Here is a 25,290-nt window from a genome sequence, read left to right on the forward strand (position 1 = left end):
CGCGGTCGTCGCGCCGCGTACGCCCCACCTCTCACAGGCGGCCCGTGGGCCGGCCGTGGGACTGGTGAGCGTTGCAGCAAGCGCTTTCTATATACGAAGAAGCTAGCCTCTGAACCCTGGTCCGGACAAGACCGTGACCAGGACGAGTTGTTCGAGGGGGCGAACAACAGGGGGTCGGGGGCTTAAGGTCTGCTCGGAACCATGGCCATGGGTTCGTCAGGGCAGCGGCGGTCTACCTGCTGTTCCGCTCGGAACCATGGCCTGTGGTCTGAGTGTGTACGAGGGCGGAGACGAGATGCGCGACCGGAGGACGACGAGATGACGGTGACCCTGGCGGATGTGGCGGCCCGCGCACAGGTCTCACCCGCGACGGTGTCGCGCGTGCTGAACGGGAACTACCCCGTGGCGGCCTCCACCCGCGAGCGGGTGCTGAAGGCCGTGGACGAGCTGGACTATGTGCTCAACGGGCCCGCGAGCGCCCTGGCCGCCGCCACCTCCGACCTGGTCGGAATCCTGGTGAACGACATCGCCGACCCGTTCTTCGGGATCATGGCGAGCGCGATCCAGGGCGAGATCGGCGGGCCGGGCGGACGCGCGGGCGGGGAGAGACTCGCGGTGGTCTGCAACACCGGCGGCTCTCCCGAACGGGAGCTGACGTACCTCACGCTGCTGCAGCGGCAGCGGGCGGCGGCCGTGGTGCTGACCGGCGGGGCGATCGAGGACGCGCCGCACAAGGCGGCCATGGACATGAAGGTGCGGAAGCTGATCGAGGCCGGGACGCGGGTCGTGCTGTGCGGACGGCCGCAGGCGCCGGACACCGGGGCGATCGCGCTGACCTTCGACAACCGCGGCGGCGGGCAGGAGCTGACCGAGCACCTCATCGGGCTGGGGCACCGGCGGCTCGGGTACATCGCGGGCCCGGAGGAGCGGACGACCACCCGGCACCGGCTGGAGGGCCACCGGGACGCGCTGGCCGCGCACGGCATCGAGGAGGACCCGCGATGGACGGTGCACGGGCGCTACGACCGGCGGTCCGGCTACGAGGCGACGCTGGAGCTGATGCGGCGTGACCCGTCGCTGACGGCGGTCGTCGCGGCGAACGACTCCGTCGCGCTGGGCGCGTGCGCCGCGCTGCGGGACTCGGGGCTGCGGATCCCGGAGGACGTGTCGGTGGCGGGCTTCGACGACCTGCCGTTCAGCATGGACGCGGTGCCTTCGCTGACGACCGTGCGGCTGCCGCTGGCCGAAGCCGGGGCCCGAGCCGGGCGCATCGCGATGGGCCGAGAGGAGGCTCCGCCCGGGGGCATCGCCTCGGTGCGGGGGGAGTTGATGGTGCGCGGGTCCTCCGGGGTGCCGCGGGCCTGAGGTTCTCTTGGCCTGCGGCTGCCCAGGTCTCTCCTGCCGGGGAGGACGAAGCGAGCCGTAGGTCAAGAGGGTGATGCGATCCACCGGGCCATGGCGTCGAAGGCGTCCAGGGCCCGGCGGTCGTTCGGACCGAAGTAGCGCTTGCAGTCCTCGCCGAGGCTCTCGAAGCTGTCGGCCGCACCGCGGGAGTCCCCCGACGGCCTGGAGGACGAGGCCCGAGCACTGATCCGGTCGGCCGGCGGTGCCGTCGGCGGGGGCGGCGGATCCGACTCGGCTCCCTGACATCAGTCCCGCTCGCCACTCGGGTGTTCCCAGCAGGCCACCGAGGGTGGCGTGGACGCGGCACATGCAGTCGCCGCCATCCAGCGGAGAAACCGACTCACAGCCACCCGTCGGCGACACCAACCCGCCGTACTGTTTGCCTTATTCGCCTTTTGCGATGAGTTCCGTGCCGTACACCGGTCTGTAGTGCCGTCACCGAGGCCACCTCTCCCGAACGAGAAAGCGGAGTGAGTCCCATGCGCATCGTCATCACCGAGTTCATCAGCCTGGACGGCGTCGTACAGGCCCCGGGCGGGCCCCAGGAGGACATGGACGGCGGCTTCGCGCACGGCGGCTGGTCCCACCCCTACTTCGACGAGGAGGTGCTGGGCGGCGCCTTCGACGCCGGGCTGGCCAGAGCCGACGCGCTGCTGTTCGGGCGGCGGACGTACCAGACGATGGCGGGGGCTTGGCCCGAGCGCGCCGGGGACCCCTTCGCCGACCGGATGAACTCCCTGAAGAAGTACGTCGTCTCCAGCACCCTCAGCGAGAGCGACCTGACCTGGAACAACTCCGCCCTCATCCCCGGCGACCGGGCCGTCGCCCGCATCCGGGAGCTGCACGAGGCCGAGGGCGGCGAGATCGCCATGATGGGCAGCCCGACCCTGGTGCGGACGCTGCTGTCGGAGGGCCTGGTCGACGAACTCCAGCTCGTCGTGATGCCGGTGATCCTCGGCGGCGGCAAGTCGATCTTCCCGACGGACGGCACCAAGCGCCCGATGGAGCTGATCTCCACCACCACCGCCAAGACCGGCGCCCAGGTGTGCGTGTACCGCGCCGCCGAGGCCTAGTACAGCGGTCCTGGGCGGCCCAGGCTCGACCCGTCGGTATCTCTGACTGAGTCAAAGACCCGGGGGCTGTGAGCTGCTGGCGGCTGACTGTGCATAGGCGTGTTGAGGTGCATATGAGTGAGTGGTCGGGCTGTGGAAGGTGCGGCCTCATGCGCGTGAACGTAGGTTCTCCTGTCGAATGTGTGACCTTTGCGCGTGGGGGTCGTTGAGCGCGCTGTAGGGATGGGGCAGCTGGCGCGGGGCGGGGGTGAGGGGATTGAGCGGCCTGCGGAAGATCGGAGCGCCGTTCGTGGTGCCCGGCCCTTCCGGGGTCGCGGTTCGTGACCGGCTCAAGTACCTGACCGCCGAGGACGAACGCCTGCTGCGCCTGGTAGGTGACCATCTGGGCACGCTGGCCTCCCGGGACCTGAAGGCGCGGTGCGTGGCCGGCTTGGAGCACGACGCCGAGCTGTGGGCCGAGCGCAAGCGGGCCCTGACGATGGAGTCGTCCTCCCGTTGGGCGGGCAGCATCACGAAGGCCTCTCATGATCAGTGGGCGCTGGCCCGGCGTGGTCAGCTCGCGCACATTCAGAATCTTCAGGCGAGTGTGCGCACGATTGAGCATCGGCTGTCCCTGCCGGTCGGCGAGGCGGGCAGCAGGCGGGCTGCGGGCGGCTACCGCAGCAAGCGGGAGTGGTTTTCCAAGACGCGTCGCCTGCACGTGCTGACCGGCCGGCTCGACGCGGCGCGGGCGGACTGGGAAGCCGGACGCGTGGGCGTGGTGCGCGGCGGGAAGCGGCTGTCGAACACCCGCCACCATCTGCGGGCCGCCGGTCTCACCGAGGAACAGTGGCGCGCACGGTGGCGGGCCGGGCGCCGGTTCCTTGCCGCGGACGGCGAGTCAGGCAAGCGGTTCGGCAACGAGACGATCCGCGTCACGCCCGACGGCGAGGTCTCACTCAAGCTCCCCGCGCCGTTGGCGCATCTGGCGAACGCCCCGCACGGCCGGTATGTGCTCGCCGCGACGGTGGCGTTCGCGCACCGGGGTGAGCAGTGGGCCGACCGCATCCAGACCAACCGGGCCGTCGCCTACCGCATCCATGAAGACACCACACGTGGGCGCTGGTACCTGACCGCGTCCTGGACGATCCCCCCGGTCAAGACCGTGCCGCTGGCCACGGCCCACACGGGCGGGCTGGTCGGTGTCGACACCAACGCCGACCACCTGTCCGCCTGGCGCCTGGACACCCACGGCAACCCCATCGGCCGACCTGTCCGCTTCGGCTACGACCTGTCCGGCACCGCCGCCCATCGCGACGCCCAGATCCGCCACGCCCTGATCCGCCTGCTGTACTTCGCCAGGCGGCATGGCCTTGCGATCGCGGTCGAGGATCTCGACTTCACCGCGGAGAAGACGCGCGAGAAGCACGGCCGCCGCAAGACGTTCCGCAAGCTGATCTCCGGTATGCCCACCTCCAGGCTGCGGGCACGGCTGGTGTCGATGGCGGCCGAACTCGGCATCACCATCATCTCCGTCGACCCGGCCTACACCAGCCGCTGGGGCGCCCAGCACTGGCAGAAACCCCTCACCACCAAGAAGCGTAAAACCACTCGCCACGATGCGGCCGCCGTGGCGATCGGCAGGCGCGCCCTGGGGCACCCGGTCCGGCGACGGACGGCACCGCCCCCTGCTCACCGGAGTGATGAGCAGGGGCATCGGACCGTCCAGGCCGGCTCGGTGGCCCCGGGGCGTGAGGAACCCCGCCCCCGCATTCCCGGACCACGGACACGATCCGTGCACGCCGGACGCGGAGCGAAAGCGGGCAACCAGGACACCCAACACCGTTCGGGATGTCCGGCTGAGCATGAGCCCTGGCAACAGGACTCACTCCCGCTCAGTCTTTAGGAACGGTGCGCGATGTGCGTACGGGACGACGCACCCGGCGCCGCCCGCCTGCGGCTGCTGCTCGTCGAGCCGGACGCGCGCGGACTCGGCATCGGCGACCGCCTGGTCGGTGCGCTCGTGGACTTCGCCCGCGAGGCCGGCTACCGCGAGGTCGTGCTGTGGACCAACGACATCCTCACCGCGGCCCGCCGCATCTACCGGCGCCACGGTTTCGTGCTGGTGGCGGAGAAACCGCACCACTCCTTCGGCCAGGACCTGACCGGCCAGGACTGGCGGCTGGATCTTGACGCAACACAGGAGTGACGGAGAGGAGTCGTGGGCGGGGGTGCCGGGTAGGGTCCGTCCACATGAAGCTGGCGTTCTCCACCCTCGGTGTCCCCGGCCTGCCCCTGCCCGACGTCCTGCGGCTCGCGACCGCCCACGGCTATCACGGCGTGGAGCTGCGCACCCATCCCGAGGAACCGGTCCACACCGGCCTCGGCCCCGCCGAACGGGCGGACGTCGCGGCCGAGTTCAAGGGAGCGGGCGTAGAGCTTTTGGGCCTGGCGGGCTACGCACGGGTCGCCGCGCCGGGCGACGACGAGCCCGTCCTGGCCGAGATCCGCGCCCTCCTCGACCTGGCCCGCGACCTCGGTGCCCCGTACGTCCGGGTGTTCCCCGGCGGCGACCTGGACGTCCAGACCCCCGAGGAGGCCGACGCGACGGCCGCCCGGCGGCTGGGCACGGCCGCCGAGTACGCGGGCGACCTGGGCGTGCGCATCCTCCTCGAAACCCACGACTCCCACCGCACCGCCGCCGACGCCATGCGGATCCTCGGCCTCGTGGGCCACCGCCAGGTCGGCGCCCTCTGGGACGTGATGCACACCTGGCTCGGCGGCGAACAGCCCTCCGAGACCTACGCGGCGCTCTCCCCCCACCTCGGCTACGTCCAGGTCAAGGACATCGCCTCCGTCGAGGACACCACCCCCCTGCCGCTCGGCGCGGGCGTGCTGCCCCTGGCCGAATGCGTCGAGGTCCTCTCCCGCCACAACTGGGACGGCTGGCTCTGCTGGGAGTACGAGAAGCGCTGGTACGAGGCGGCGCCGCCGTTGCCCGACCTCCTGGAGGCCGGGCGTGAGCACCTGAGCAGGTTGCTGAACGACTCGGCGTGAGGGTCAGTCGCCGACGGGCCGGACCGCCACGGCCAGGACCATGAGCGACGCGGTGCCACCGCACAGCAGCATGAGCGTGGCCGGTGAGGTGCGGTCCAGGACGACGCCCCCGAGGAGCGCGCCGGTCGAGATGGTCGCCTGGAAGGAGGCCGTGAACAGGACCGAAGCCGCCTCCGGGGCGTCCGGGGCCGCCCTGGAGAACCAGGTCTGCGAGGCGACCGGCACGGCGCCGTACGCGGCGCCCCACACGAGCAGCAGCGCCACCGCGCCCGCGTCCCAGCGGCCGAGGACCGGAAGCAGGAAGGTCGCCGCGGCGATCAGGGCCGCGGCGATGCCGAAGACGGTGCGCGGGCGCCGGGCCACCCAGGCTCCGCCCAGTCCGTTGCCGAGGATGCCCGCGGCCCCGTAGAGCAGCAGGAGAGCGGTGACCGTGCCGCCGTCGGCGTGGGTGACCCGCTCCAGAAACGGGGTCACGTAGGTGTAGGCGCCGAAGTGGGCCAGCACCACGAGGAACGTCAGCAGGAGCGCGAGGCGGATGCCGGTGGTCCGCAGGAGGCCGCCGAGGACGCTCGGGCGGGTGGCCCGGACCGGGGGGAGCGGTGGCACGAGCCGGAGCAGCATGACCAGCACGCCGAGCGTGAGGACCCCCATGACGGTGAAGGCCGTCCGCCATCCGGCGAGGTTGCCGACGAGGGTGCCCGCCGGGACGCCCAGTACCGATCCCAGGGGCACCGCGGAGAAGATCACGGCCGTCGCCCTGTCGGCCGATCGCGGCGGCACCAGACGCTCCGCCAACCCGGCTCCGATCGACCAGAAGCCGCCGATCGTGATGCCGACCATGACCCGGGAGACCAGTACGAGCCAGTAGTCGGGGGCCGCCGCGGCGAGGAAGTTCGCCAGGGCCAGCAGGAGCGTGAACACGCACAGCATCAGGCGGCGGTCGAGGCGTGCCGTGGCCGTGGTGACCAGCGGAGCGGCGATCGCCGCCAGGAAGCCGGGCATGGTCATCATCAGCCCGGCCATCCCGTCCGAGACGGTGAAGTCGGCTCCGATGGAGGTCAGCAGGCCGATCGGCAGGATCTCGGTGGTGACGATGGCGAAGATCCCGAGGGTCACGGACACCACGGCCGCCCACCCTCCTCGCGAGGGCCGGGGGGACGAGGGCCGGTCGCGGACCGAGGCGGCGGTGGGTGTGGGCATGGCGATCCGTCCTGTGGGAGGCAGCGCGTTCCGCTCACTCCAGCAGGCGTCCCTGGGGGTCGGCTGGCAGGTCTGCGACAGCACCCGTGCCGGTCAGGGGTGTTGTCGTAGACCTGCCGGTCAGGAACCGGCGCCCGGGGCCGGTCAGCGGGCGCCGGGCTTGCCGAACTCCTCGATCAGCACCGGGTACTGCTCCTTGCCGTGCCCGGCCGCGATCGCACGATCGGCCATCGCCTTGATCAGCCTCGGCAGCTCGGTGCCGACCCCCGCCGCCTCGCTCTCCTCGATCAGATGCGCCATCGCCCGCACGTCGGTCTCCAGCGACGACACCTAGGCCGGGAACGAGCCCCGGTCGATCTGCTCGGCGTACCCCGGCAGCCAGGTGGCCACCCCGGCGGCGATCTGCTGCGCGAACGGCGCGACCGGGCTCGACTGCATCGCCGACGGTCGGCGCCGACCGCGCGCCCTCGGCCACCAGCCGGTCGGCCTTGCCTGCAGTACGGTTCCACACGGTCGTGGGGTGCCCTGCCTTCAGGAACGCCCCGGCGAGTGCCCGACCCATCAGGCCAAGTCCGAGGACAGTCACGGGTGTTGTGGTGTTGTCGTCCATGGCGGCATCGTCGACGTTGATACCGGTGTGAAGGTCAAGCGAGGTTGTCGATGCGGATCGGGGAACTGAGCCGACGGACGGGCGTCAACACCCACCAGCTGCGCTACTACGAGTCCCAGGGCCTGCTGGAACCGGCCCGCGGAGCGAACGGCTACCGCGAGTACGACGAGAGCGCCCTGCTGCGCGTGAAACAGATCCGCCACCTGCTCGGGGCCGGCCTGTCCTCGGAGGACATCGCCTATCTGCTGCCCTGCGCGGCGGGGGAGGCACCGACGCTGGTCGGGTGTCCCGAGTTGCTGGCCGCGATGCGGGCACGACTGCGGCGGCTGGACGACCAGCTGGCGAGCCTCGCGCAGTCCCGTGACGCCCTCGCCGACTACATCGAGGCGGCCGAACGCGGCGGCGGCAAGAGCTACCCGCCGCTCGGCCTCGCGCGGTCTTCCTAGGCCTCTATGTGCCCGTCCTTGACGGCGGCGACGAACGCGGTCCAGCCACGATGCGAGAAGACCAGGGCGGGCCCGTGGGCGGTCTTGCTGTCTCGTACCGGGAGGTCGGGGCGGCCGGGGGCGACTTCGAGGCACTCGCCTTGATCGCCGCCGCTGTAGCTGGACTTGTACCAGCCGGTGAGAGCGATGTGCTCACTGTCGATCATGCGTATGTTCCTCCGCTGCCGCCCTGACGAGGGCCAGTGACTCCTGCTGCGACAACGCGTCGCTCAGCGCCAGAGCGTAGGCGGTCTGACAGGCACTCACCAGAGCCGGATCGTCCATCAAGTTGCCGGTCTGGAAGCCTTCGACGTAGGCCACCGGGGCCGAGTCCTCGAAGGTCATGAGTGTGAGCAGACTCTGCATGAGTGCGTGCGCCCCCACGCCGTAGGAAAGGACGTGCAGGCGCAGCCGCCCTGACTCGGCCATGTCAGCGACCTTGTGCAACTGCTCTGCCATGACCTGCGGTCCGCCGACGCGACGGCGGAGGACCGCCTCGTCGAGCAGCGTCCAGACGACGGGCTGAGCTGGCCCGTCAAGGATTCGGCGGCGTTGCGTTCGAATGACAACGAGCTCGTCAAGTTCCTCGGGCGTGTGGTTGGGACGGTAGGCCCCGAACAGGGCGCGTGCGTAGTCGTCGGTCTGAAGCACTCCGGGAACCAGAGAGAGTGCGAACTGCTGGATCTGGGCTGCCAGTTGCTCCAGCTCGGCCACCGCCGCGAAATGGTCGGTGTAGCGCGACTCCAGGTCCTCCAACCACCGCGCGAAGAACCCGTCCGTCCCCAGCGCCCGGTCGATGCGCTGAGCGTCATCCGGCTTGGGGAGGCGTCTGCCTGCCTCGAAGTGACTGATCAGCGTGGGTGAGCACACCACCTGTTCGCCCAGCTCCTCCTGGGTGAGGCGGGCGGCGGTCCGCCTCAGCCGCATCTCCTCCCCGTACTTCTGACGCGGCGTCCGAAGCATGCGGCGTTCCTCCATCGGCCAACCCCTCTTCTTGACAAGCCCGATGTCAAGCTCCACCCCCTGGCAGCGTAGCGAGCGCCGACCCCACTCTGTGAGTGATCCAGAACAGAACGCAGTCACCGCAGGTGAGAGGGCAGGCAGACAGACGTGGTAGACCTCATCGCCCGGCTCCTGGAACCGTTCCTCCGCATTCTTTTCCCTCCCCGGGGGAGGCGACGGCGATCGGCGGCACCATCCCCGAGTCCGTACACATGCCCGGTGGCCTGCTGCCGTCCCGACGCGCGTCCGCTCCGGGGAGAGGACAACCGACTGGTGCGCCCCTACCTGATGGCGGAGGCAGGCGCATGACCGGCGGAGAACGCGACCGCGCGGTGGCCGGGCGGCGGCTGTTGCCGTGGACCGGCGCCGACGGCAGGCCGTGCTACCTCGTGGGCGACGGAACCGGCTACGTCTCACGGCTCGCCGACGAGATCGAGGACGTGCAGATCGACATGGCGGACCATCTGCTCGGGCATGCCGCCGAACTCCTCAGGGAGCGCCGAGTGACCGGCGCGGAGCTGCACTACCTGGCCCTGCGGCTCAGCGAGTCGCTGCGGGACGTCACGAGGGTCGCGGAGAGCAGAGGGGCGCGGCTCGCCCACAGGTCCCGGCCATGACCGGGGCGAGGTCAGCGCGGATCGCTGCGCCGGGCGTACGCGCGGGCCGCGCGGGCGCGGTCGCCGCAGCGGGTGGAGCACCAGTGGCGGCGGCCGTGGCGGAGCAGGTAGCGGTTGCAGGGAGGGGAGCCGCAGGCGGTCAGGCGCGCGGCCGCGGGGGAGGTGAGCAGGTCGGCGGCGTCCGCGGCGAGGGTCGCCAGGGCGAGGTCGACGATGGCGGTGGTGGGATGGGGGGCCGTGCGGTAGGGGCCGGTCGTGTCGTCCCACCGCAGCAGCGGGGCCGTCGGGACCCTGGTCATCGCGTCGTTGACGGCCGCCACCGCGGCGGGCAGGGCCGGCACGCCGTCGGTGCGGGCGGCGAACAGCGACCTGATCTGTTCACGCAGCGACCGCAGCTGGGCCGCGCACATCTCCCGCATGCCGGCGTCGACGGGTGCGAGGCCGCGCTGGGTCAGCCAGTGGTTCGCCTGCGCGGGGGTGCCCAGGAGATCGAGCGTGCGCCCGCCGGGCAGTGCGATCGCGGTGTTGGCGAGGGCCAGCGAGGGGTGCTCCTCCTCGCCCTGGGCGGGCGGCGGGGCGGGCTGTTCGGTCACGGGCTCCTCCATGTTTCTCATGTTAAGGGTTGCCCGTATCCGTGAGAAGCGGCTACGGTCATCTCACGGTTCGATCGCGTCTATCCGTGAGGTGCTGCATGTCTTCTGTTCCCGTGACGGCCGACTTCCCCGTCCGCGTCCTCGGCGGCCCGACCGCCCACTTCGAATACGGCGGCCTGCGCTTCCTGACCGACCCGACGTTCGACGCCCCCGGTGACTACGCCCGGCCCGGGGGCCCGCTCCTGACCAAGACCGCGCCCGCCGCCGCCACGCCCGCCGACCTCGGCAGCGTCGACGTGGTGCTGCTCTCTCACGACGAGCACGCCGACAACCTCGACACCTCGGGCCGGGCCCTGCTCGCCGGCATACCCCTGACCTTGACCACGCCCGGCGGCGGCGAGCGTCTGCGCGAGAGCCTGGGGGACAGGGTCAGGGGCCTGGCCGACTGGGAGTCCGTCGAGCTGGAGCGCCCCGGCGGCGGCACGGTCACCGTGACCGGCGTCCCTGCCCTGCACGGCCCCGGTCCCCGTGAGCAGGTCGAGGCGTTCACCGGCCAGGTCGTCGGCTTCGTCCTGACCGGCGAGGGCCTGCCCACCGTCTACGTCAGCGGCGACAACGCCTCACTCGACGCCGTCCGCGAGATCGCCGGCCGCTTCGGACCTGTCGACACCGCCGTCCTCTTCGCCGGCGCCCCCCGCTTCCCCGTCCTCTTCGACAACCGAGTCCTCGTCCTGGACAGCGCCATGGCCGCCGAGGCCGCACAGGTCCTCGGCGCCCGCCGCGTGGTCCCCGTCCACTACGACAGCTGGGCCCACTTCACTGAAGGGGGCGACGAGCTGGCGGCCGCCTTCGCCGCCGCCGGACTCGCCGACCGCCTGGACTGGGGCAAGGGCGCCTGACCTGCCTCCACTTCAGCCAAGGCGTCTGATCTTCCGTCACTTCCGCCAGAACAGGTGATGAACGACCCCGCTCGGGCTCGGCACCACATCGCAGTGGAAGCGGTCGAGCAGTTCCTCGGGGGACTCCCACAGCCGTGAGCCGGACCCGAGCACCACATCGGGCGAGACCGCCACGTGCAGCGTGTCGACCAGGTCGGCCTCCAGGAACTGCCGGATGACCGTCGCCCCGCCGCCGAGCCGGACGTCCTTGCCCCCGGCCGCCTTGCGCGCCTGGGCGAGGGCCTCGGCGAGATCCCCGCCGACGAAGTGGAACGTCGTGTCGGAGAGGGTGAAGGAGGGGCGGTCGTGGTGGGTCATCACGAACACGGGCGTGTGGAAGGGGGGTTCGTCGCCCCACCAGCCCTGCCACTCGTGGTTCTCCCAAGGACCGCGCTGCGGACTGAACTTGTTGCGGCCCATGATCTCGGCGCCGATGTCGTGGTGGAAGTCGCGTACCAAGTAGTCGTCGAGGCCGCGGCTCCCGCCCGGGTCGGTGCGGTTCGGCCAGCTCGCGGTCGCCCCGGCCCAGGCGAACATCGTGCCGGGATCGGCGTGGCCGAAGGGCCGCTCCAGGCTCTGGCCCTCACCGGCACCGAATCCGTCACTCGAGACGTTGAAGTTCTGTACGCGCAGCAGCTGGGACACGAGGCTCCTCCTGTGGTCGATGCAAGTGAGACCGCCCGGACCGGCAAAACTCATCGGCGCGGGACCGGCGAATCACCGGACCGGCGAGACCCATCGTGTGCGGGACCGGAGAATCAGCGGACCGGCGAGACCCATCGTGTGCGGGACCGGAGAATCACCGGACCGGCGAAGCTCATCGGCGTCCGCCGGGCGGACCACCGGACAGGCGATGCCCGTGAGCGCGGGACCGGCGCGGCACAAGCCCCGGCTCACCCGGCCTGCGCCACCACGTGGTCGATCACCTGCTTGAAGTCCGCGTCCGGGGAGAACTCCACCAGCTCGGTGTCCGCCAGGGCGAGCGGCACATGGCCGGGGCCCCAGTAGTACGCCTGCCCCGCCTCGTACTCCTCCTCGCCGGTGGCCGTCCGCATCCGGATCCGGCCCTTCAGCAGATAACCCCAGTGCGGGCACTGGCACGCGTCGTCGGGCAGCCCCTTGAGGGCCGGGCCCATGTCCGTGCCCTGGGGCAGGGTGATGTAGCTGATCGACATACCACCCCCGATCGGCATGTTGCGCACCTCTACGCCTTCGCCTCCGAGCGCGACGGGCACGTCGTCGCGAGTCGCTGCCGTCATGGCTCCTCCGCTCGCCGTGGAATCCGCCGTGGAAACGGACCTCCTCCCTCCACCCTGAACCGCCGGGGAGCCTCCCGCGACATCACGATCCGGTCAAGAGGTGCCGGCGGGGGCTTGATTTACCGCCGTGTAATCGATTCCATCCCTCCGTCGGTGTAATCGATTCCACGAGCACACGCGCCCTACGTCGCGGGTGCTCCACGACTGATCCACAAGGAGGTGGAGCGGCGGTGGCCAGCATCAAGGACGTCGCTGCCGAGGCCGGCGTATCCGTCGCCACGGTCTCGCGCGTCCTGAACGACCACCCGTCGGTCAGCGCCGAGGCACGCGCCCGCGTGCTGGCCGCCGTCGAGACCCTGGGCTACCGCCCGAACGCCGTCGCCCGCTCTCTGCGCACCGACCAGACCCACACCCTGGGCCTGGTCATCAGCGACGTGATGAACCCCTACTTCACCGAGCTGGCCCGCTCCGTCGAGGAGGAGGCCCGCGCGCTCGGCTACAGCGTCATCATCGGCAACGCCGACGAGCGGCCGGACCTCCAGGACCACCACGTGCGGAACCTCCTGGACCGCCGCATCGACGGACTGCTCGTCTCCCCCACGGACGGCGGCTCGCCGCTGATGCTGGACGCCGTACGGGCCGGGACGCCCATGGTCTTCGTGGACCGGTGGATCCCGGGCGTGGACGTGCCGGTGGTGCGGGCGGACGGCCGGGCCGCCGTGCGGGACCTCGTGGCGCATCTGCACGGGCTCGGGCACCGGCGACTGGCGATCATCGCGGGACCGGCGGCGACCACGACCGGCCAGGAGCGCGTCGAGGCCTTCCGGGAGGCGCTCGGCGCGTACGGGCTCGAACTGCCCGACGCCTACATAGGGCAGGGCGACTTCCAGGCCGAGAGCGGCCGGCTGGTCACCGAGGGCTTCCTCGACCTGGCCGAACCGCCCCAGGTCGTCTTCGCGGCCGACAACCTGATGGCGCTCGGCGCGCTGGACGCCGTACGGGCGCGTGGCCTGCGCGTACCGGACGACCTCGCGCTGGCCGCGTTCGACGACGTCCGGTGGTTCGTGCACACCGATCCGCCGATCACCGCGATCGCCCAGCCCACGGGCGAGCTGGGCCGGGCCGCCGTACGGGCCCTGGTCGACCGGATCGAGGGACGTCCCGGCGAGTCCGTGACCCTCCCCGCCCGGCTCGTCGTACGCCGCTCGTGCGGCGAGAACCCCACCCCAGTGCAAAGGAGCACGACGTGAGCAACGCGGACGAGTTGCTGCGCATCGAGGGCATACGGAAGACCTTCCCGGGCGTGGTCGCGCTGGACGGCGTCGACTTCGATCTGCGCCGGGGCGAGGTGCACGTCCTGCTCGGTGAGAACGGTGCCGGCAAGAGCACCCTCATCAAGATGCTCTCCGGCGCCTACACGCCCGACGCCGGGCGGATCCTGGTCGGCGGTGAGGAGAGGCGCATCCAGGGTGCGCAGGACTCCGAGCGGCTCGGGATCGCCACCATCTACCAGGAGTTCAACCTGGTCCCGGATCTGACGGTCGCCGAGAACATCTTCCTGGGCCGCCAGCCGCGCCGGTTCGGGATGATCGACCGGAAGAGGATGGAGGCCGACGCCGAGGGCCTGCTGAAGCGGGTCGGCGTGGACGTGTCGCCCCGCGCGCGGGTCCGTGAACTCGGCATCGCGCGCCTGCAGATGGTCGAGATCGCCAAGGCGCTCAGCCTGGACGCGCGCGTGCTCATCATGGACGAGCCGACCGCCGTGCTCACCTCCGAGGAGGTCGACAAGCTCTTCGGAATCGTGCGCGCGCTGCGCGAGGACGGCGTCGGGATCGTCTTCATCACGCACCACCTGGAGGAGATCGCCGCGCTCGGTGACCGGGTGACGGTCATCCGGGACGGGAAGAGCGTCGGGCAGGTGCCCGCGTCGACGCCCGAGGACGAGCTCGTGCGGCTCATGGTCGGGCGCTCCATCGAGCAGCAGTACCCGCGCGAGCGGGCCGACCGGGGTGCCGCGCTGCTGTCCGTCGAGGGACTCACCCGGGACGGCGTCTTCCACGACGTCGGCTTCGAGGTGCACGCCGGTGAGGTCGTCGGCATCGCGGGGCTGGTCGGTGCGGGCCGTACCGAGGTCGTGCGGGCGGTCTTCGGGGCCGACGCGTACGACCGCGGCACCGTGAAGGTCTCCGGCGCTCCGATCGCCAAGTACGACGTCAACGCGGCCATGACCGCCGGCATCGGACTCGTCCCCGAGGACCGCAAGGGTCAGGGCCTGGTGCTGGACGCCTCCGTCGAGGAGAACCTGGGCCTGGTGACGCTGCGGTCGGCCACCCGCGGCGGGCTCGTCGACCTCAAGGGGCAGCGTGCGGCCGCCGAGCGGATCGCGAAGCAGCTCGGCGTGCGGATGGCCGGACTCGGCCAGCACGTGCGCACGCTCTCCGGCGGCAACCAGCAGAAGGTCGTCATCGGCAAGTGGCTGCTCGCCGACACCAAGGTGCTGATCCTCGACGAGCCGACGCGTGGCATCGACGTCGGCGCCAAGGTCGAGATCTACCAGCTGATCAACGAACTCACCGCAGCCGGTGCGGCCGTCCTGATGATCTCCAGCGACCTTCCCGAAGTGCTCGGCATGAGCGACCGGGTGCTGGTGATGGCCCAGGGCCGGATCGCCGGTGAACTCTCCGCCGACGAGGCGACCCAGGACGCCGTGATGGCCCTCGCCGTCAGCACCCCGACGACGAGCACCACAACGAGCACGACCACGAACACGATCACGACCGGAACGGAGGCCTCCCGTGGCCACTGACACGCTCAAGAGCACGACGGGCGCGGGTGGCGCCTCGGGGGGCCTGCGCCGCCTCCTGCTCGACAACGGGGCACTGACCGCGCTCATCGTCCTCGTCATCGCGATGTCGGCGCTGTCCGGCGACTTCCTGACGACGGACAACCTCCTCAACGTCGGCGTGCAGGCGGCCGTGACGGCCATCCTCGCCTTCGGTGTGACGTTCGTGATCGTCTCCGCGGGCATCGACCTGTCGGTCGGCTCGGTCGCCGCGCTGTCCGCCACGGTCCTCGCCTGGAGCGCCACCTCGGCGGGCGTCCCGGTCTTCCTCGCCGTTCTCCTGGCCATAGCGACGGGCATCGTCTGCGGCCTGGTCAACGGCATCCTGATCTCCTACGGCAAGCTGCCGCCGTTCATCGCCACGCTGGCCATGCTGTCCGTGGCCCGCGGCCTGTCCCTCGTCATCTCCGAGGGCTCCCCGATCGCCCTCCCCGACTCGGTCTCCCACCTCGGCGACACCCTCGGCGGCTGGCTGCCGGTGCCGGTCCTGGTGATGATCGTCATGGGCCTGATCGCGGCCTTCGTACTCGGCCGGACCTACATCGGGCGCTCCATGTACGCGATCGGCGGCAACGAGGAGGCCGCGCGGCTGTCCGGCCTGCGCGTGAAGAAGCAGAAGCTCGCCATCTACGCCTTCTCCGGCGTGTTCGCCGCCGTCGCCGGTGTCGTCCTCGCGGCCCGGCTCTCCTCCGCGCAGCCCCAGGCCGCCGACGGCTACGAGCTGGACGCGATCGCCGCCGTCGTCATCGGCGGCGCCTCCCTCGCGGGCGGCACGGGCAAGGCCTCCGGCACGCTCATCGGCGCCCTGATCCTGGCCGTGCTGCGCAACGGGCTGAACCTGCTGAACGTCTCGGCGTTCTGGCAGCAGGTCGTCATCGGCGTCGTCATCGCGCTCGCGGTGCTGTTCGACACGCTGCGGCGCAAGGCGGGGGCGACCCCGGTGGCCGGTGCCTCCCAAGGGGGCAAGGGCAAGCAGGCGGCGACGTACGGACTCGCGGCCGTGGTCACCGTCGCGATCGTCGGCGCCACCTCCTTCCTGCACAACGGCTCCGCCTCCGCGGACAAGCCGACCATGGGCCTGTCGCTGTCGACCCTCAACAACCCGTTCTTCGTGCAGATCCGGGCGGGCGCCCAGGCCGAGGCGAAGAAGCTGGGCATCGACCTGACCGTCACGGACGCCCAGAACGACGCCTCCCAGCAGGCCAACCAGTTGCAGAACTTCACGAGTTCGAACCTGGGCGCGATCATCGTCAACCCGGTGGACTCCGACGCGGCGAGCAACTCCGTGAAGGCCGCGGACAAGGCCGACATCCCGGTCATCGCCGTCGACCGGACCGTCAACAAGGCCGCGGTGGACACCCTGGTCGCCTCCGACAACGTCGCCGGCGGTGAACTCGCCGCCAAGACCATCGCCGACAAGCTGGGCGGCAAGGGCAAGATCGTGATCCTCCAGGGTCAGGCGGGCACCTCCGCGGCCCGGGAGCGCGCGCAGGGCTTCGCGAACGGCCTCAAGGCCTACCCGGGCATCCAGGTCGTCGCCCAGCAGCCCGCCGACTTCGACCGCACCAAGGGCCTCGACGTGATGTCGAACCTGCTCCAGGCCCACCCGGACGTCCAGGGCGTCATCGCCGCCAACGACGAGATGGCGCTCGGCGCGATCAAGGCCCTGGGCTCCAAGGCCGGCACGTCGGTCTCGGTCGTCGGCTTCGACGGCACGCCGGACGGACTGAAGGCCGTCGAGGGCGGCACGCTGTACGCGTCCGTGGCGCAGCAGCCGTCCCACCTGGGGAAGATCGCCGTGGACAACGCCTTGAAGGCACTCCAGGGCAAGGACGTCGAGGAGACGGTCAAGGTGCCGGTGAAGGTGGTCACGAAGGAGAACGTGGCCGGCTTCAGCGGCTGACATCGGGGAACGGCCGGGCGGTGGTCCACAGCGTGTGGCGACCACCCGGCCATGTCACTCACGTGGGGAGCAACTCATGTACGACTACGACCTCCTGGTCGTGGGATCGGCCAACGCCGACCTGGTGATCGGAGTGGAGCGCCGGCCCGATGCCGGCGAGACCGTGCTCGGCTCCGACCTGGCCGTCCACCCGGGCGGCAAGGGCGCGAACCAGGCCGTCGCCGCCGCCCGGCTCGGCGCCCGCACGGCCCTGCTGGCCCGGGTCGGCGACGACGCGCACGGCCGGCTGCTGCTGGACTCGCAGCGCGAGGCGGGCGTCGACACGGTGGGCGTCCTGGTGGGCGGCGCGCCGACCGGCGTCGCCCTGATCACGGTCGACCCGTCCGGGGACAACAGCATCGTCGTCTCACCCGGCGCCAACGGCCGTCTCACACCTGAGGACGTCAGGGCCGCCGGGTGCCTCTTCCAGGGTTCCAAGGTGGTGTCGGTGCAGCTGGAGATCCCCCTGGAGACGGTGGTGGAGGCCGTACGGAACCTGGCTCCCGAGAGCCGTTTCGTGCTGAACCCCTCGCCGCCGCGCCCCCTTCCTCCGGAGGTGCTGGCGGCCTGCGACCCGCTGATCGTGAACGAGCACGAGGCCAAGGTGATCCTGGGCGACTCCGCCGTGGGGGACACCCCCGAGGACTGGGCGCGGATCCTGCTCGCCAAGGGCCCGAGGTCGGTGGTGGTGACGCTGGGCGGGCAGGGCGCGCTGGTGGCGTCGTCGGAGGGGGTCTCGCGGGTACCGGCCCTGAAGGTGGACGCGGTGGACACGACAGGGGCGGGCGATTCCTTCACCGCGGCGCTGGCCTACCGGCTGGGCGCGGGCGAGTCGCTGGCTCAGGCGGCGTCGTACGCGGTGCGGGTGGGTGCCGCGACCGTGACGAAGGAGGGCGCGCAGGCGTCCTTCCCGACGGCGGCGGAGGTCGCCGGGTCATGAAGAAGGCCGGGATACTGAACCGTCACCTCGCCGGAGCGCTGGCCGAGCTCGGCCACGGCGACGGGGTGCTGGTGTGCGACGTGGGCATGCCGATCCCCGACGGCCCGAGGGTGGTGGACCTGGCCTTCCGGGCGGGCGTGCCGTCGTTCGCCGAGGTGCTGGACGGGCTGCTGGCCGAGCTGGTGGTCGAGGGGGCGACGGCGGCGCAGGAGCTGCGGGACGCCAACCCGGAGGCGTCGTCGCTGCTGGAAGGGCACTTCCCGGGGCTCGCCCTCGTGTCGCACGAACGGCTCAAGGAGCTGTCGGCGGAGGCCCGGCTGGTCGTCCGCACGGGCGAGGCACGGCCATACGCGAACGTCCTGCTGAGGTGCGGGGTCTTCTTCTGACGCCCGCGAAGGGGCGCAGCAGGCTCTGAACGGTTTCGAGGAGGCCCGGTCCGTCGACCGGGCCCCCTCGGCTTTTCCCCTCCCGCCAGGAACCCCCACGATCCCCCCAGATCCCACCCCCAAGGGTCCTGACACCAAGTACGACCCCCAGGAGGCGGGAAGGGTTGCACGGCGGAGTAAGAAATTCTTGCCGGTTTCCCGGACAACTCTCCCGCGCCGCAGCGGCGTACGCTGAATTCATGGTGCTTCTTCGGGCCAATAGGGGGCATACAGGACAGGGGTCGTCGGGCGAGCGGAGCACCCCTGTGTTCGTCGACTCCACAGGCAGGCGTGCTCGGTATCTGCGGCGCACCGGCTACGGACTGGCCACCGCCGCGGCCACGTACATGGCGGTTCTCGGCCTGAGCCTGATGGGAGCAACTCCCTTCGCCCCGGGGGCCATCCTGCCCGGCGACATCGCCGGGCCCGCCGCACCGGCCCCCCACACACCCGGCGGGACGCCCCAGGCACCCGGAGAGCTTCCCGCGTCCGGCCCCGTGGGCCCCGGCTCCCCGAGCACCCTGCTCATTCCGCAAGCCGCCCGATCCGGCGCTCCCGTCGCTCCGCCCCGGGTGCCCGGGGACCCATCGACCGGCTCACCGGCCCGCCCTGACACATCAGAACCGCAAGCACCGACAACCACACCGGGGCAGCCCGCGGCCCCCGGTGATCCCGCTGCTCCCACTCCCACGCCCGGCACGGGCACCGCCCCCGCGCCCGGCACAGGAACCACCCCCGCGCCCGGCACGGGCACCACCCCCGCATCGCCCCCGCCCGCTCCGCCGACCACCGCCCCACCGGCCCCCCAGCCCCCGGCGCAGACGCCGCCGTCCGGCTCCCAGCCGCCGGCGCCGGCCCCCAGCCCCGTGGCGCCGTCCGGTTCCACGGCCACCCTCCTGCCCTCCGAGCCCTCGGTGGCCGAGGCCTCCTGATGCGACGGCGCCCTCACCGGTCACCCGGCCGCCCACCGAGGTCGCCCGGCCCGCGGCGGACGCGAGCGCCCCTGTCGCCGCGGCACCGGTTCCGCATCGCCGTTCCCGTCGTCCTGCTGGCCTTCGTCGTCTCGGTCCTCCTGATCGAGGGGTACACCACGCGGGGCTTCACCGGGGACCAGGAGGCCCGCGCCGGGCGCCCCACCACCGGCGTCCCCCGCGTGATCGCCGGCGGCGGCCCGGTCGTCGACACCACCCACGACCACCTGCGGACCTACCACCCACCGGCCAAGACCGTCGTGCTGACCTTCGACGACGGCCCCGACCCCACCTGGACGCCCCGCGTACTGGCGGTGCTCGACCACTACGGCACGCCCGGCACCTTCTTCGTCACCGGGCAACAGACCGTCCGGCACCCGCAAGTCCTGCGTCGCGTGATCCGTTCCGGCAACGAGGTCGGGGTGCACACCTTCTCCCACCCGGACCTGGCCACCCAGTCCGCGAGCAGCGTCGACCGTGAGCTCGCGCTGACCCAACTCGCCCTCGCCGGGGCCGCGGGCGTCAACACGTCGCTGATGCGGATGCCCTACTCCTCCACCACCTCGGCCCTCGACAACCGGGCGTGGACCGTCTCCCGGCGTCTGGGCGAGAAGGGTTACGTCCTGGCGTTCATCGACCATGACACCGACGACTGGCGGCGGCCGGGCGCCCGGGCCATCGTCGACGCGGCCCTGCCCGACGCGCCGGCCGGCGGGGTCGTCCTCCTGCACGACGCGGGAGGAGACAGGTCACAGACCGTCGAAGCCCTCGACCGTCTGATCCCCCGGCTGAAGGCCCAGGGCTATCGCTTCACCACCCTCGCCGACCTCGTCGGCACCGACAGTTTCACCAGCCCCGTCGGCACGGTGGAGTTGTGGCAGGGCCGCATCTTCGTGGCCGCTGTCACCGTGTCGGGGACGGCGGTGTCGGCCGTCAGCGTGCTGCTGCTGGTCGTCGGCTCGCTCGTCCTCGCACGGTGCCTGCTCCTGCTCGTGCTGGCCCGCCACCACGCCCGTCGGTACCGGCGCCGGCACACCGGCGCCCACCGGCCCGTCACCCGGCCTGTCAGTGTCGTCGTACCCGCCTACGACGAGGAGCTGTGCATCACCAAGACACTCCGGTCGCTCGCCGCGAGCGACCACCCCGTCGAGATCATCGTCGTGGACGACGGGTCCCACGACGGCACCGCCGACCTCGCGGAGTCCCTCGCCCTGGAGAACGTCACCGTCGTCCGGCAGCCCAACGGCGGCAAACCGTCCGCCCTCAACAACGGCGTCCTGCGGGCCTCGCACGATCTCGTCGTCATGCTGGACGCCGACACCGTCTTCGCCCCCTCGACCGTCGGCCGCCTCGTCCAGCCGTTCGCCGACCCGCGCGTCGGCGCCGTGGCGGGCAACGCCAAGGTCGGCAACCGTCGGCGCCTGCTCGGCCGGTGGCAGCACATCGAGTACGTCATGGGCTTCAACCTCGACCGCCGCATGTACGACCTGCTGCACTGCCTGCCCACCATTCCCGGTGCCGTGGGCGCGTTTCGCGTCGAGGCCCTGCGGGACGCCGGGATGGTGAGTGCGGACACCCTCGCCGAGGACACCGACATCACCATGGCCCTGCACCGGGCCGGGTGGGAGATCCGCTACGTGCCGGACGCCCTCGCCTGGACCGAGGCGCCGATCTCGCTGCGGCAACTGTGGCGCCAGCGCTACCGGTGGAGCTACGGCACGATGCAGGCGGCGTGGAAGCACCGGCACGCACTGGTCGAGCGTGGCCCCGCGGGCCGCTTCGGCCGTCTCGGTCTGCCCTTGCTCGCCGTCTTCCAGATCTTCACCCCGCTGCTCGCCCCGCTGATCGACATACTGGCCCTGTACGGCCTGGTGTTCGGGAACCCGCTCACCACGGTGCTGGCCTGGAGCGGCGTGCTGGCCGTGCAGGCCGTCTGCGCCGCGTACGCCTTCCACCTCGACGGCGAACCGCTCCGGCCCCTCTGGGCGCTCCCGCTCCAGCAGATCGTCTACCGCCAGGTGATGTACCTGGTCCTCGTCCAGGCCTGCCTGACCGCGATCAACGGCTACCGACTGCCCTGGCAGCGGCTCAGCCGCAGCGGCGACGTGATGCTGCCGCCTCAGCCCTCCACCCGCCGGATGTGATCCGGCATCGGGGCGGGTGGTGCCGGACCCCTACGCCGGATGGCTCACCCGGTCCGCCGAGGGCACCGACACGCTCTGACCAGGCCATTCCTTGCAGCCGCTCGCTCAATCTCCCTCAGCGCATCGCACGATCGGGTTGAGTTGCCCGCCCTCGGGGCCGTCAGCCTTTCTCCAGGCTGTTTTTGCGCTCATGGTGTGATCATGAAAACTTCCCGACTGCACTCCGTGCACCGTTCGCTCGCCCACACGGCCGGCGCGACCGTCGTCCTCCTCGCGGCGGTCCTGACCTCCGCCGCCCCCGTCGCGGCCCACGCCGCAGCGTCGCCCGAGCGCGGCGAAATCCAGATCATTTCGTGCCAGACCACCCGCGTGCAGAGCCAGGGCTTCGAAAGCATCGTCTGGACCGTGTTGTTCGGGCCCCAGGGCCTGCAGACGCAGGAGACCCGGTGCGACGAGAGTGCGGGGGAGGGCAAGCAGGAAGAGACCAAAGACCCTCTGCGGCCCATCTTGGCCCCCTGACCTGCTGGCGCGCTGTGCAGCTGAAGCGGTGCGGGCGCCCCGGCGCCCCTCCCCGGCGGTTCAGGGTACGGCGAGGGAGCCCTGGGCTCCCTCCTGTACCGGCCTCCGCATCCGCCTTCTCGATGCGGAAAGTTGCGGAGGAACGCGGTCGGCGCCGAAGGCGCGGTAGAACGCGGAGAGCCGCCGGGCGACGCCGTACCCGCACGCGACCGAAGCGCGCCGGGAGCGTCGTCACCGCCGCAGGCTGTAGCTCACCATCGACGCCCCCACCGCCGACCCGAACGCGGGCAGCAGGAACTGCGCGAAGGCTTCCCAGCCCCAGACGATCCCCGCGCACGCCGCCGTGATGTTGATGGCCAGGGACATGATCCACAGAGCGACGCTCTGGGCCTGAGGTGACATCGTTCCTCGTCGTCGTTCGTCGTTCGTCGTCATTCGGGGCCGGAGAAAAGGGGGCGGCCGAGGCGGAATCAATCCGGTCCCGGATCGGGGAGGGGCGGGAATTGCCGCAGCGGCGCCACATTCGACGGGGGAGGGCCGGGTGTGCTCCCGTTCGATGCGGAAGCCCCCGGGGCCACGATCGCGCGGTGCCCGGACATCGGAGCCGTCACGAGCAGGGTCAACGTGCTGACGGCGCACAGGCCGACGAGCAGGGTGCCCGCCTTGTACGCGCGCCCGGGGGCGCTCGGGCCTGGGGGACGCATCGGCATCACGGTCGCTCCGGGATCGAGTCCGCCCCCTTTTTCACGGACCCCTGAATTCTTCCATGTGACGGAATCACAAAAAGGGCAGCCTGGATGCTTGAACTGTAAAGCTTCCGGCTCTCTTGTGGATTCAGCGTGAAAGGTGAGCCTCCGGCCGCATACTGATCGGTCGCTTTGATGCGAAGGGTCGCTCCGGAGGTCCGGCCCCGCCACAGTGTCGTACCCGGGCGGTACGGTCGGATCATGACCGATCAGGCGGGGGCCGCCCAGGCGGGCGAGCGGCGACTGGCCACGCTGGAGGGCGTACTCGAACGCATCACGTACGCCAACGAGGACAACGGCTACACGGTCGCCCGGGTCGACACCGGAAGAGGCGCCGGGGACCTGCTCACGGTCGTCGGTGCCCTGCTCGGCGCGCAGGTCGGAGAATCCCTGCGCATGGAGGGCCGCTGGGGCTCCCATCCGCAGTACGGCAAGCAGTTCCACGTGGAGAACTACACGACCGTCCTGCCCGCCACCGTCCAGGGCATCCGCCGCTACCTCGGCTCCGGCCTGGTCAAGGGCATCGGCCCGGTCTTCGCCGACCGCATCACCCAGCACTTCGGCATGGACACCCTCCAGATCATCGAGGAGGAGCCCAAGCGCCTCATCGAGGTCCCCGGCCTCGGCCCCAAGCGGACGAAGAAGATCGCCGACGCCTGGGAGGAGCAGAAGGCCATCAAGGAGGTCATGCTCTTCCTCCAGACCGTCGAGGTGTCCACCTCCATCGCGGTGCGCATCTACAAGAAGTACGGCGACGCCTCCATCTCCGTCGTGAAGAACCAGCCGTACCGGCTCGCCTCCGACGTGTGGGGCATCGGCTTCCTCACCGCCGACAGGATCGCCCAGTCGGTCGGCATCCCGCACGACAGCCCGGAGCGCGTCAAGGCGGGCCTGCAGTACGCGCTGTCCCAGTCCACCGACCAGGGCCACTGCTTCCTCCCGGAGGAGCAGCTGATCAAGGACGCCGTGAAGCTCCTCCAGGTCGACACGGGCCTGGTCATCGAGTGCCTGGCCGAGCTGGCCGAGCCGCAGGAGGACGGCGAGGACCCGGGCGTCGTACGGGAGAAGGTGCCGGGCCCGGACGGCGGCGAGCCCGTCACCGCGATCTACCTCGTCCCGTTCCACCGCGCCGAACTCTCCCTCTCCGCCCAGCTGCTGCGCCTCCTGCGCACCGACGAGGACCGCATGCCGGGCTTCCGGACCGTGGCGTGGGACAAGGCGCTGGGCTGGCTGAAGGGGCGCACGGGCACCGAGCTCGCGCCCGAGCAGGAGGCCGCCGTCAGGCTGGCGCTGACCGAGAAGGTCGCCGTCCTCACCGGCGGCCCCGGCTGCGGCAAGTCCTTCACGGTCCGCTCGATCGTGGAGCTGGCCCGCGCCCGGAAGGCGAAGGTCGTGCTGGCCGCCCCCACGGGCCGGGCCGCCAAACGCCTGTCCGAGCTCACCGGCGCCGAGGCCTCCACCGTCCACCGCCTGCTGGAGCTCAAGCCCGGCGGTGACGCGGCCTACGACCGGGACCGCCCGCTGGACGCCGACCTGGTGGTGGTCGACGAGGCGTCCATGCTGGACCTGCTCCTGGCCAACAAGCTCGTCAAGGCCGTCCCGCCGGGGGCGCATCTGCTGTTCGTCGGTGACGTCGACCAGCTGCCCAGCGTCGGCGCGGGCGAGGTCCTGAGGGACCTCCTGGCCGACGGCGGCCCGATCCCCGCGGTCCGGCTCACCCGCGTGTTCCGGCAGGCCCAGCAGTCCGGTGTGGTGACCAACGCGCACCGGATCAACGCCGGCCAACACCCGGTCACGGACGGCATGAAGGACTTTTTCCTCTTCGTCGAGGACGACACCGAGGAGGCCGGCCGGCTCACCGTCGACGTGGCCGCCCGCCGCATCCCGGCCAAGTTCGGCCTGGACCCGCGCCGCGACGTCCAGGTCCTCGCCCCCATGCACCGCGGCCCGGCCGGCGCCGGCACCCTCAACGGCCTGCTCCAGCAGGCCGTCACCCCGGGCCGCCCCGACCTGCCCGAGAAGAGATTCGGCGGACGGGTGTTCCGCGTCGGCGACAAGGTCACCCAGATTCGCAACAATTACGAGAAGGGCAAGAACGGCGTCTTCAACGGCACCGTCGGAGTGGTCACCTCGCTCGACCCGGTCGAGCAGCGCCTGACGGTGCTCACCGACGAGGACGAGGAGGTGCCGTACGAGTTCGACGAGCTCGACGAGCTGACCCACGCGTACGCCGTGACGATCCACCGCTCCCAGGGCAGTGAGTACCCGGCGGTCGTCATCCCGGTCACCACGGGCGCCTGGATGATGCTCCAGCGCAATCTGCTCTACACGGCGGTCACCCGGGCCAGGCAGCTGGTCGTCCTCGTCGGTTCGCGCAAGGCGATCGGCCAGGCGGTGCGCACCGTTTCGGCAGGCCGGCGGTGCACGGCACTCGACTTCCGGCTCGGTCCAGCAAAAAATGATCGATCAAATGAGTCGTGAAGGTCACAAGACACTTCCGGAAGGGGAACACAGGGGGCAGGATGAGCAAGTTGACGGCACTCA

23 protein-coding genes and 2 pseudogenes are annotated in these 25,290 nt (G+C 71.2%); 16 read left to right on the forward strand and 9 right to left on the reverse strand.

Annotated elements, in window-relative coordinates:
* Positions 1 to 318: 318 nt before the first annotated feature.
* From FDO69_RS12395 to FDO69_RS12415, 5 genes and pseudogenes are all read left to right on the forward strand, one after another.
* Entirely contained in the window at positions 319 to 1,365 is a 1,047-nt protein-coding gene (locus FDO69_RS12395; RefSeq protein WP_104779831.1) for a LacI family DNA-binding transcriptional regulator, read from the forward strand.
* 518 nt (positions 1,366 to 1,883) lie between these two features.
* Positions 1,884 to 2,477, forward strand: coding sequence for a dihydrofolate reductase family protein (locus tag FDO69_RS12400; protein WP_104779832.1), 594 nt, complete (start codon positions 1,884 to 1,886; stop codon positions 2,475 to 2,477).
* 256 nt (positions 2,478 to 2,733) lie between these two features.
* Positions 2,734 to 4,362, forward strand: a complete 1,629-nt coding sequence (locus FDO69_RS12405; protein ID WP_104779833.1) for an IS200/IS605 family element transposase accessory protein TnpB — start codon at positions 2,734 to 2,736, stop codon at positions 4,360 to 4,362.
* Positions 4,363 to 4,368: 6 nt separating this feature from the next.
* Positions 4,369 to 4,665 (forward strand): annotated as a pseudogene (locus tag FDO69_RS12410) (GNAT family N-acetyltransferase); the annotation flags it as partial.
* Between the two features lie 44 nt (positions 4,666 to 4,709).
* Positions 4,710 to 5,513, forward strand: coding sequence for a sugar phosphate isomerase/epimerase family protein (locus FDO69_RS12415; RefSeq protein WP_104779834.1), 804 nt, complete (start codon positions 4,710 to 4,712; stop codon positions 5,511 to 5,513).
* 3 nt (positions 5,514 to 5,516) lie between these two features.
* Here the strand turns inward: FDO69_RS12415 and FDO69_RS12420 are convergent, their stop codons facing one another.
* From FDO69_RS12420 to FDO69_RS43025, 3 genes and pseudogenes are all read right to left on the reverse strand, one after another.
* Positions 5,517 to 6,713 (reverse strand): MFS transporter, encoded by a 1,197-nt coding sequence (locus FDO69_RS12420; protein ID WP_104779835.1) that lies wholly within the window; start codon positions 6,711 to 6,713, stop codon positions 5,517 to 5,519.
* Positions 6,714 to 6,857: 144 nt separating this feature from the next.
* The gene (locus FDO69_RS43020) at positions 6,858 to 7,043 is read right to left on the reverse strand and encodes an imine reductase family protein (RefSeq protein ID WP_234387924.1); all 186 of its coding nucleotides are present in this window, start codon (positions 7,041 to 7,043) and stop codon (positions 6,858 to 6,860) included.
* A 100-nt stretch (positions 7,044 to 7,143) separates the two neighbouring features.
* Positions 7,144 to 7,323, reverse strand: a pseudogene (locus FDO69_RS43025) (NAD(P)-binding domain-containing protein); the annotation flags it as partial.
* A 50-nt stretch (positions 7,324 to 7,373) separates the two neighbouring features.
* Between FDO69_RS43025 and FDO69_RS12430 the strand changes: the two are divergent.
* Positions 7,374 to 7,769, forward strand: coding sequence for a MerR family transcriptional regulator (locus FDO69_RS12430; RefSeq protein WP_104779836.1), 396 nt, complete (start codon positions 7,374 to 7,376; stop codon positions 7,767 to 7,769).
* On the opposite strand, the gene FDO69_RS12435 is transcribed toward FDO69_RS12430, so the two are convergent.
* The gene (locus FDO69_RS12435) at positions 7,766 to 7,975 is read right to left on the reverse strand and encodes a DUF397 domain-containing protein (RefSeq protein WP_104779837.1); all 210 of its coding nucleotides are present in this window, start codon (positions 7,973 to 7,975) and stop codon (positions 7,766 to 7,768) included. The two genes, FDO69_RS12430 and FDO69_RS12435, sit on opposite strands and share 4 nt — an antisense overlap.
* Complete coding sequence (locus tag FDO69_RS12440) at positions 7,962 to 8,786, reverse strand: helix-turn-helix domain-containing protein (RefSeq protein WP_104780016.1); 825 nt, start codon at positions 8,784 to 8,786, stop codon at positions 7,962 to 7,964. Before FDO69_RS12440 ends, FDO69_RS12435 begins: the two co-directional genes overlap by 14 nt.
* 329 nt (positions 8,787 to 9,115) lie before the next feature.
* Here FDO69_RS12440 and FDO69_RS12445 point away from each other — a divergent pair, with 329 nt between their 5' ends.
* Positions 9,116 to 9,427, forward strand: a complete 312-nt coding sequence (locus FDO69_RS12445; RefSeq protein WP_104779838.1) for a hypothetical protein — start codon at positions 9,116 to 9,118, stop codon at positions 9,425 to 9,427.
* 11 nt (positions 9,428 to 9,438) lie between these two features.
* Here the strand turns inward: FDO69_RS12445 and FDO69_RS12450 are convergent, their stop codons facing one another.
* Complete coding sequence (locus FDO69_RS12450) at positions 9,439 to 10,032, reverse strand: ABATE domain-containing protein (protein WP_104779839.1); 594 nt, start codon at positions 10,030 to 10,032, stop codon at positions 9,439 to 9,441.
* An 86-nt stretch (positions 10,033 to 10,118) separates the two neighbouring features.
* On the opposite strand from FDO69_RS12450, the gene FDO69_RS12455 reads away from it, so the two are divergent.
* Positions 10,119 to 10,919 (forward strand): MBL fold metallo-hydrolase, encoded by an 801-nt coding sequence (locus FDO69_RS12455; RefSeq protein ID WP_104779840.1) that lies wholly within the window; start codon positions 10,119 to 10,121, stop codon positions 10,917 to 10,919.
* Between the two features lie 36 nt (positions 10,920 to 10,955).
* Here FDO69_RS12455 and FDO69_RS12460 read toward each other — a convergent pair whose 3' ends face one another.
* Positions 10,956 to 11,603, reverse strand: a complete 648-nt coding sequence (locus FDO69_RS12460) for a dihydrofolate reductase family protein (RefSeq protein WP_104779841.1) — start codon at positions 11,601 to 11,603, stop codon at positions 10,956 to 10,958.
* A gap of 248 nt (positions 11,604 to 11,851) precedes the next feature.
* Entirely contained in the window at positions 11,852 to 12,217 is a 366-nt protein-coding gene (locus FDO69_RS12465; protein WP_104779842.1) for a cupin domain-containing protein, read from the reverse strand.
* Positions 12,218 to 12,447: 230 nt separating this feature from the next.
* Between FDO69_RS12465 and FDO69_RS12470 the strand changes: the two genes are divergently transcribed.
* From FDO69_RS12470 to FDO69_RS12505, 7 genes are all read left to right on the forward strand, one after another.
* Positions 12,448 to 13,467: a LacI family DNA-binding transcriptional regulator gene (locus FDO69_RS12470; protein ID WP_104779843.1), complete on the forward strand. Its 1,020-nt coding sequence runs from the start codon at positions 12,448 to 12,450 to the stop codon at positions 13,465 to 13,467.
* Positions 13,464 to 15,023 carry a sugar ABC transporter ATP-binding protein gene (locus tag FDO69_RS12475; RefSeq protein WP_104779844.1) on the forward strand — a complete coding sequence of 520 codons (1,560 nt, stop codon included), beginning with the start codon at positions 13,464 to 13,466 and terminating at the stop codon, positions 15,021 to 15,023. Before FDO69_RS12470 ends, FDO69_RS12475 begins: the two co-directional genes overlap by 4 nt.
* On the forward strand, positions 15,013 to 16,962 hold the full coding sequence (locus FDO69_RS12480) for an ABC transporter permease/substrate-binding protein (RefSeq protein ID WP_104779845.1): 1,950 nt from the start codon (positions 15,013 to 15,015) through the stop codon (positions 16,960 to 16,962). Before FDO69_RS12475 ends, FDO69_RS12480 begins: the two co-directional genes overlap by 11 nt.
* Before the next feature lie 76 nt (positions 16,963 to 17,038).
* On the forward strand, positions 17,039 to 17,941 hold the full coding sequence (locus FDO69_RS12485) for a ribokinase (protein WP_104779846.1): 903 nt from the start codon (positions 17,039 to 17,041) through the stop codon (positions 17,939 to 17,941).
* Entirely contained in the window at positions 17,938 to 18,327 is a 390-nt protein-coding gene (gene rbsD / locus FDO69_RS12490) for a D-ribose pyranase (protein WP_104779847.1), read from the forward strand. The genes FDO69_RS12485 and rbsD overlap by 4 nt, the downstream gene beginning before the upstream one ends.
* Before the next feature lie 970 nt (positions 18,328 to 19,297).
* On the forward strand, positions 19,298 to 21,481 hold the full coding sequence (locus tag FDO69_RS12500) for a bifunctional polysaccharide deacetylase/glycosyltransferase family 2 protein (protein ID WP_104779848.1): 2,184 nt from the start codon (positions 19,298 to 19,300) through the stop codon (positions 21,479 to 21,481).
* 201 nt (positions 21,482 to 21,682) lie between these two features.
* Positions 21,683 to 22,000 carry a hypothetical protein gene (locus tag FDO69_RS12505; protein WP_234387914.1) on the forward strand — a complete coding sequence of 106 codons (318 nt, stop codon included), beginning with the start codon at positions 21,683 to 21,685 and terminating at the stop codon, positions 21,998 to 22,000.
* 231 nt (positions 22,001 to 22,231) lie between these two features.
* Here FDO69_RS12505 and FDO69_RS41135 read toward each other — a convergent pair whose 3' ends face one another.
* Positions 22,232 to 22,402, reverse strand: a complete 171-nt coding sequence (locus FDO69_RS41135) for a hypothetical protein (RefSeq protein ID WP_159030604.1) — start codon at positions 22,400 to 22,402, stop codon at positions 22,232 to 22,234.
* Between the two features lie 545 nt (positions 22,403 to 22,947).
* Between FDO69_RS41135 and recD2 the strand changes: the two genes are divergently transcribed.
* Positions 22,948 to 25,227: an SF1B family DNA helicase RecD2 gene (gene recD2 / locus FDO69_RS12510; protein WP_104779850.1), complete on the forward strand. Its 2,280-nt coding sequence runs from the start codon at positions 22,948 to 22,950 to the stop codon at positions 25,225 to 25,227.
* The last annotated feature ends 63 nt before the right edge of the window (positions 25,228 to 25,290 follow it).

The sequence above is a fragment of the Streptomyces tibetensis genome, from assembly GCF_007655005.1.
Lineage (GTDB): Bacteria > Actinomycetota > Actinomycetes > Streptomycetales > Streptomycetaceae > Streptomyces > Streptomyces tibetensis.

Coding starts and splice junctions, on each gene's coding strand:
- FDO69_RS12465 (WP_104779842.1), bottom strand. CDS start 12,217: ATGACGGCAGCGACTCGCGACGACGTGCCCGTCGCGCTCGGAGGCGAA.
- FDO69_RS12485 (WP_104779846.1), top strand. CDS start 17,039: ATGTACGACTACGACCTCCTGGTCGTGGGATCGGCCAACGCCGACCTG.
- recD2 (WP_104779850.1), top strand. CDS start 22,948: ATGACCGATCAGGCGGGGGCCGCCCAGGCGGGCGAGCGGCGACTGGCC.
- FDO69_RS12500 (WP_104779848.1), top strand. CDS start 19,298: ATGCGACGGCGCCCTCACCGGTCACCCGGCCGCCCACCGAGGTCGCCC.
- FDO69_RS41135 (WP_159030604.1), bottom strand. CDS start 22,402: ATGTCACCTCAGGCCCAGAGCGTCGCTCTGTGGATCATGTCCCTGGCC.
- FDO69_RS12455 (WP_104779840.1), top strand. CDS start 10,119: ATGTCTTCTGTTCCCGTGACGGCCGACTTCCCCGTCCGCGTCCTCGGC.
- rbsD (WP_104779847.1), top strand. CDS start 17,938: ATGAAGAAGGCCGGGATACTGAACCGTCACCTCGCCGGAGCGCTGGCC.
- FDO69_RS12445 (WP_104779838.1), top strand. CDS start 9,116: ATGACCGGCGGAGAACGCGACCGCGCGGTGGCCGGGCGGCGGCTGTTG.
- FDO69_RS12395 (WP_104779831.1), top strand. CDS start 319: ATGACGGTGACCCTGGCGGATGTGGCGGCCCGCGCACAGGTCTCACCC.
- FDO69_RS12400 (WP_104779832.1), top strand. CDS start 1,884: ATGCGCATCGTCATCACCGAGTTCATCAGCCTGGACGGCGTCGTACAG.
- FDO69_RS12430 (WP_104779836.1), top strand. CDS start 7,374: ATGCGGATCGGGGAACTGAGCCGACGGACGGGCGTCAACACCCACCAG.
- FDO69_RS12450 (WP_104779839.1), bottom strand. CDS start 10,032: ATGGAGGAGCCCGTGACCGAACAGCCCGCCCCGCCGCCCGCCCAGGGC.
- FDO69_RS12415 (WP_104779834.1), top strand. CDS start 4,710: ATGAAGCTGGCGTTCTCCACCCTCGGTGTCCCCGGCCTGCCCCTGCCC.
- FDO69_RS12505 (WP_234387914.1), top strand. CDS start 21,683: ATGAAAACTTCCCGACTGCACTCCGTGCACCGTTCGCTCGCCCACACG.
- FDO69_RS12420 (WP_104779835.1), bottom strand. CDS start 6,713: ATGCCCACACCCACCGCCGCCTCGGTCCGCGACCGGCCCTCGTCCCCC.
- FDO69_RS12440 (WP_104780016.1), bottom strand. CDS start 8,786: ATGGAGGAACGCCGCATGCTTCGGACGCCGCGTCAGAAGTACGGGGAG.
- FDO69_RS12435 (WP_104779837.1), bottom strand. CDS start 7,975: ATGATCGACAGTGAGCACATCGCTCTCACCGGCTGGTACAAGTCCAGC.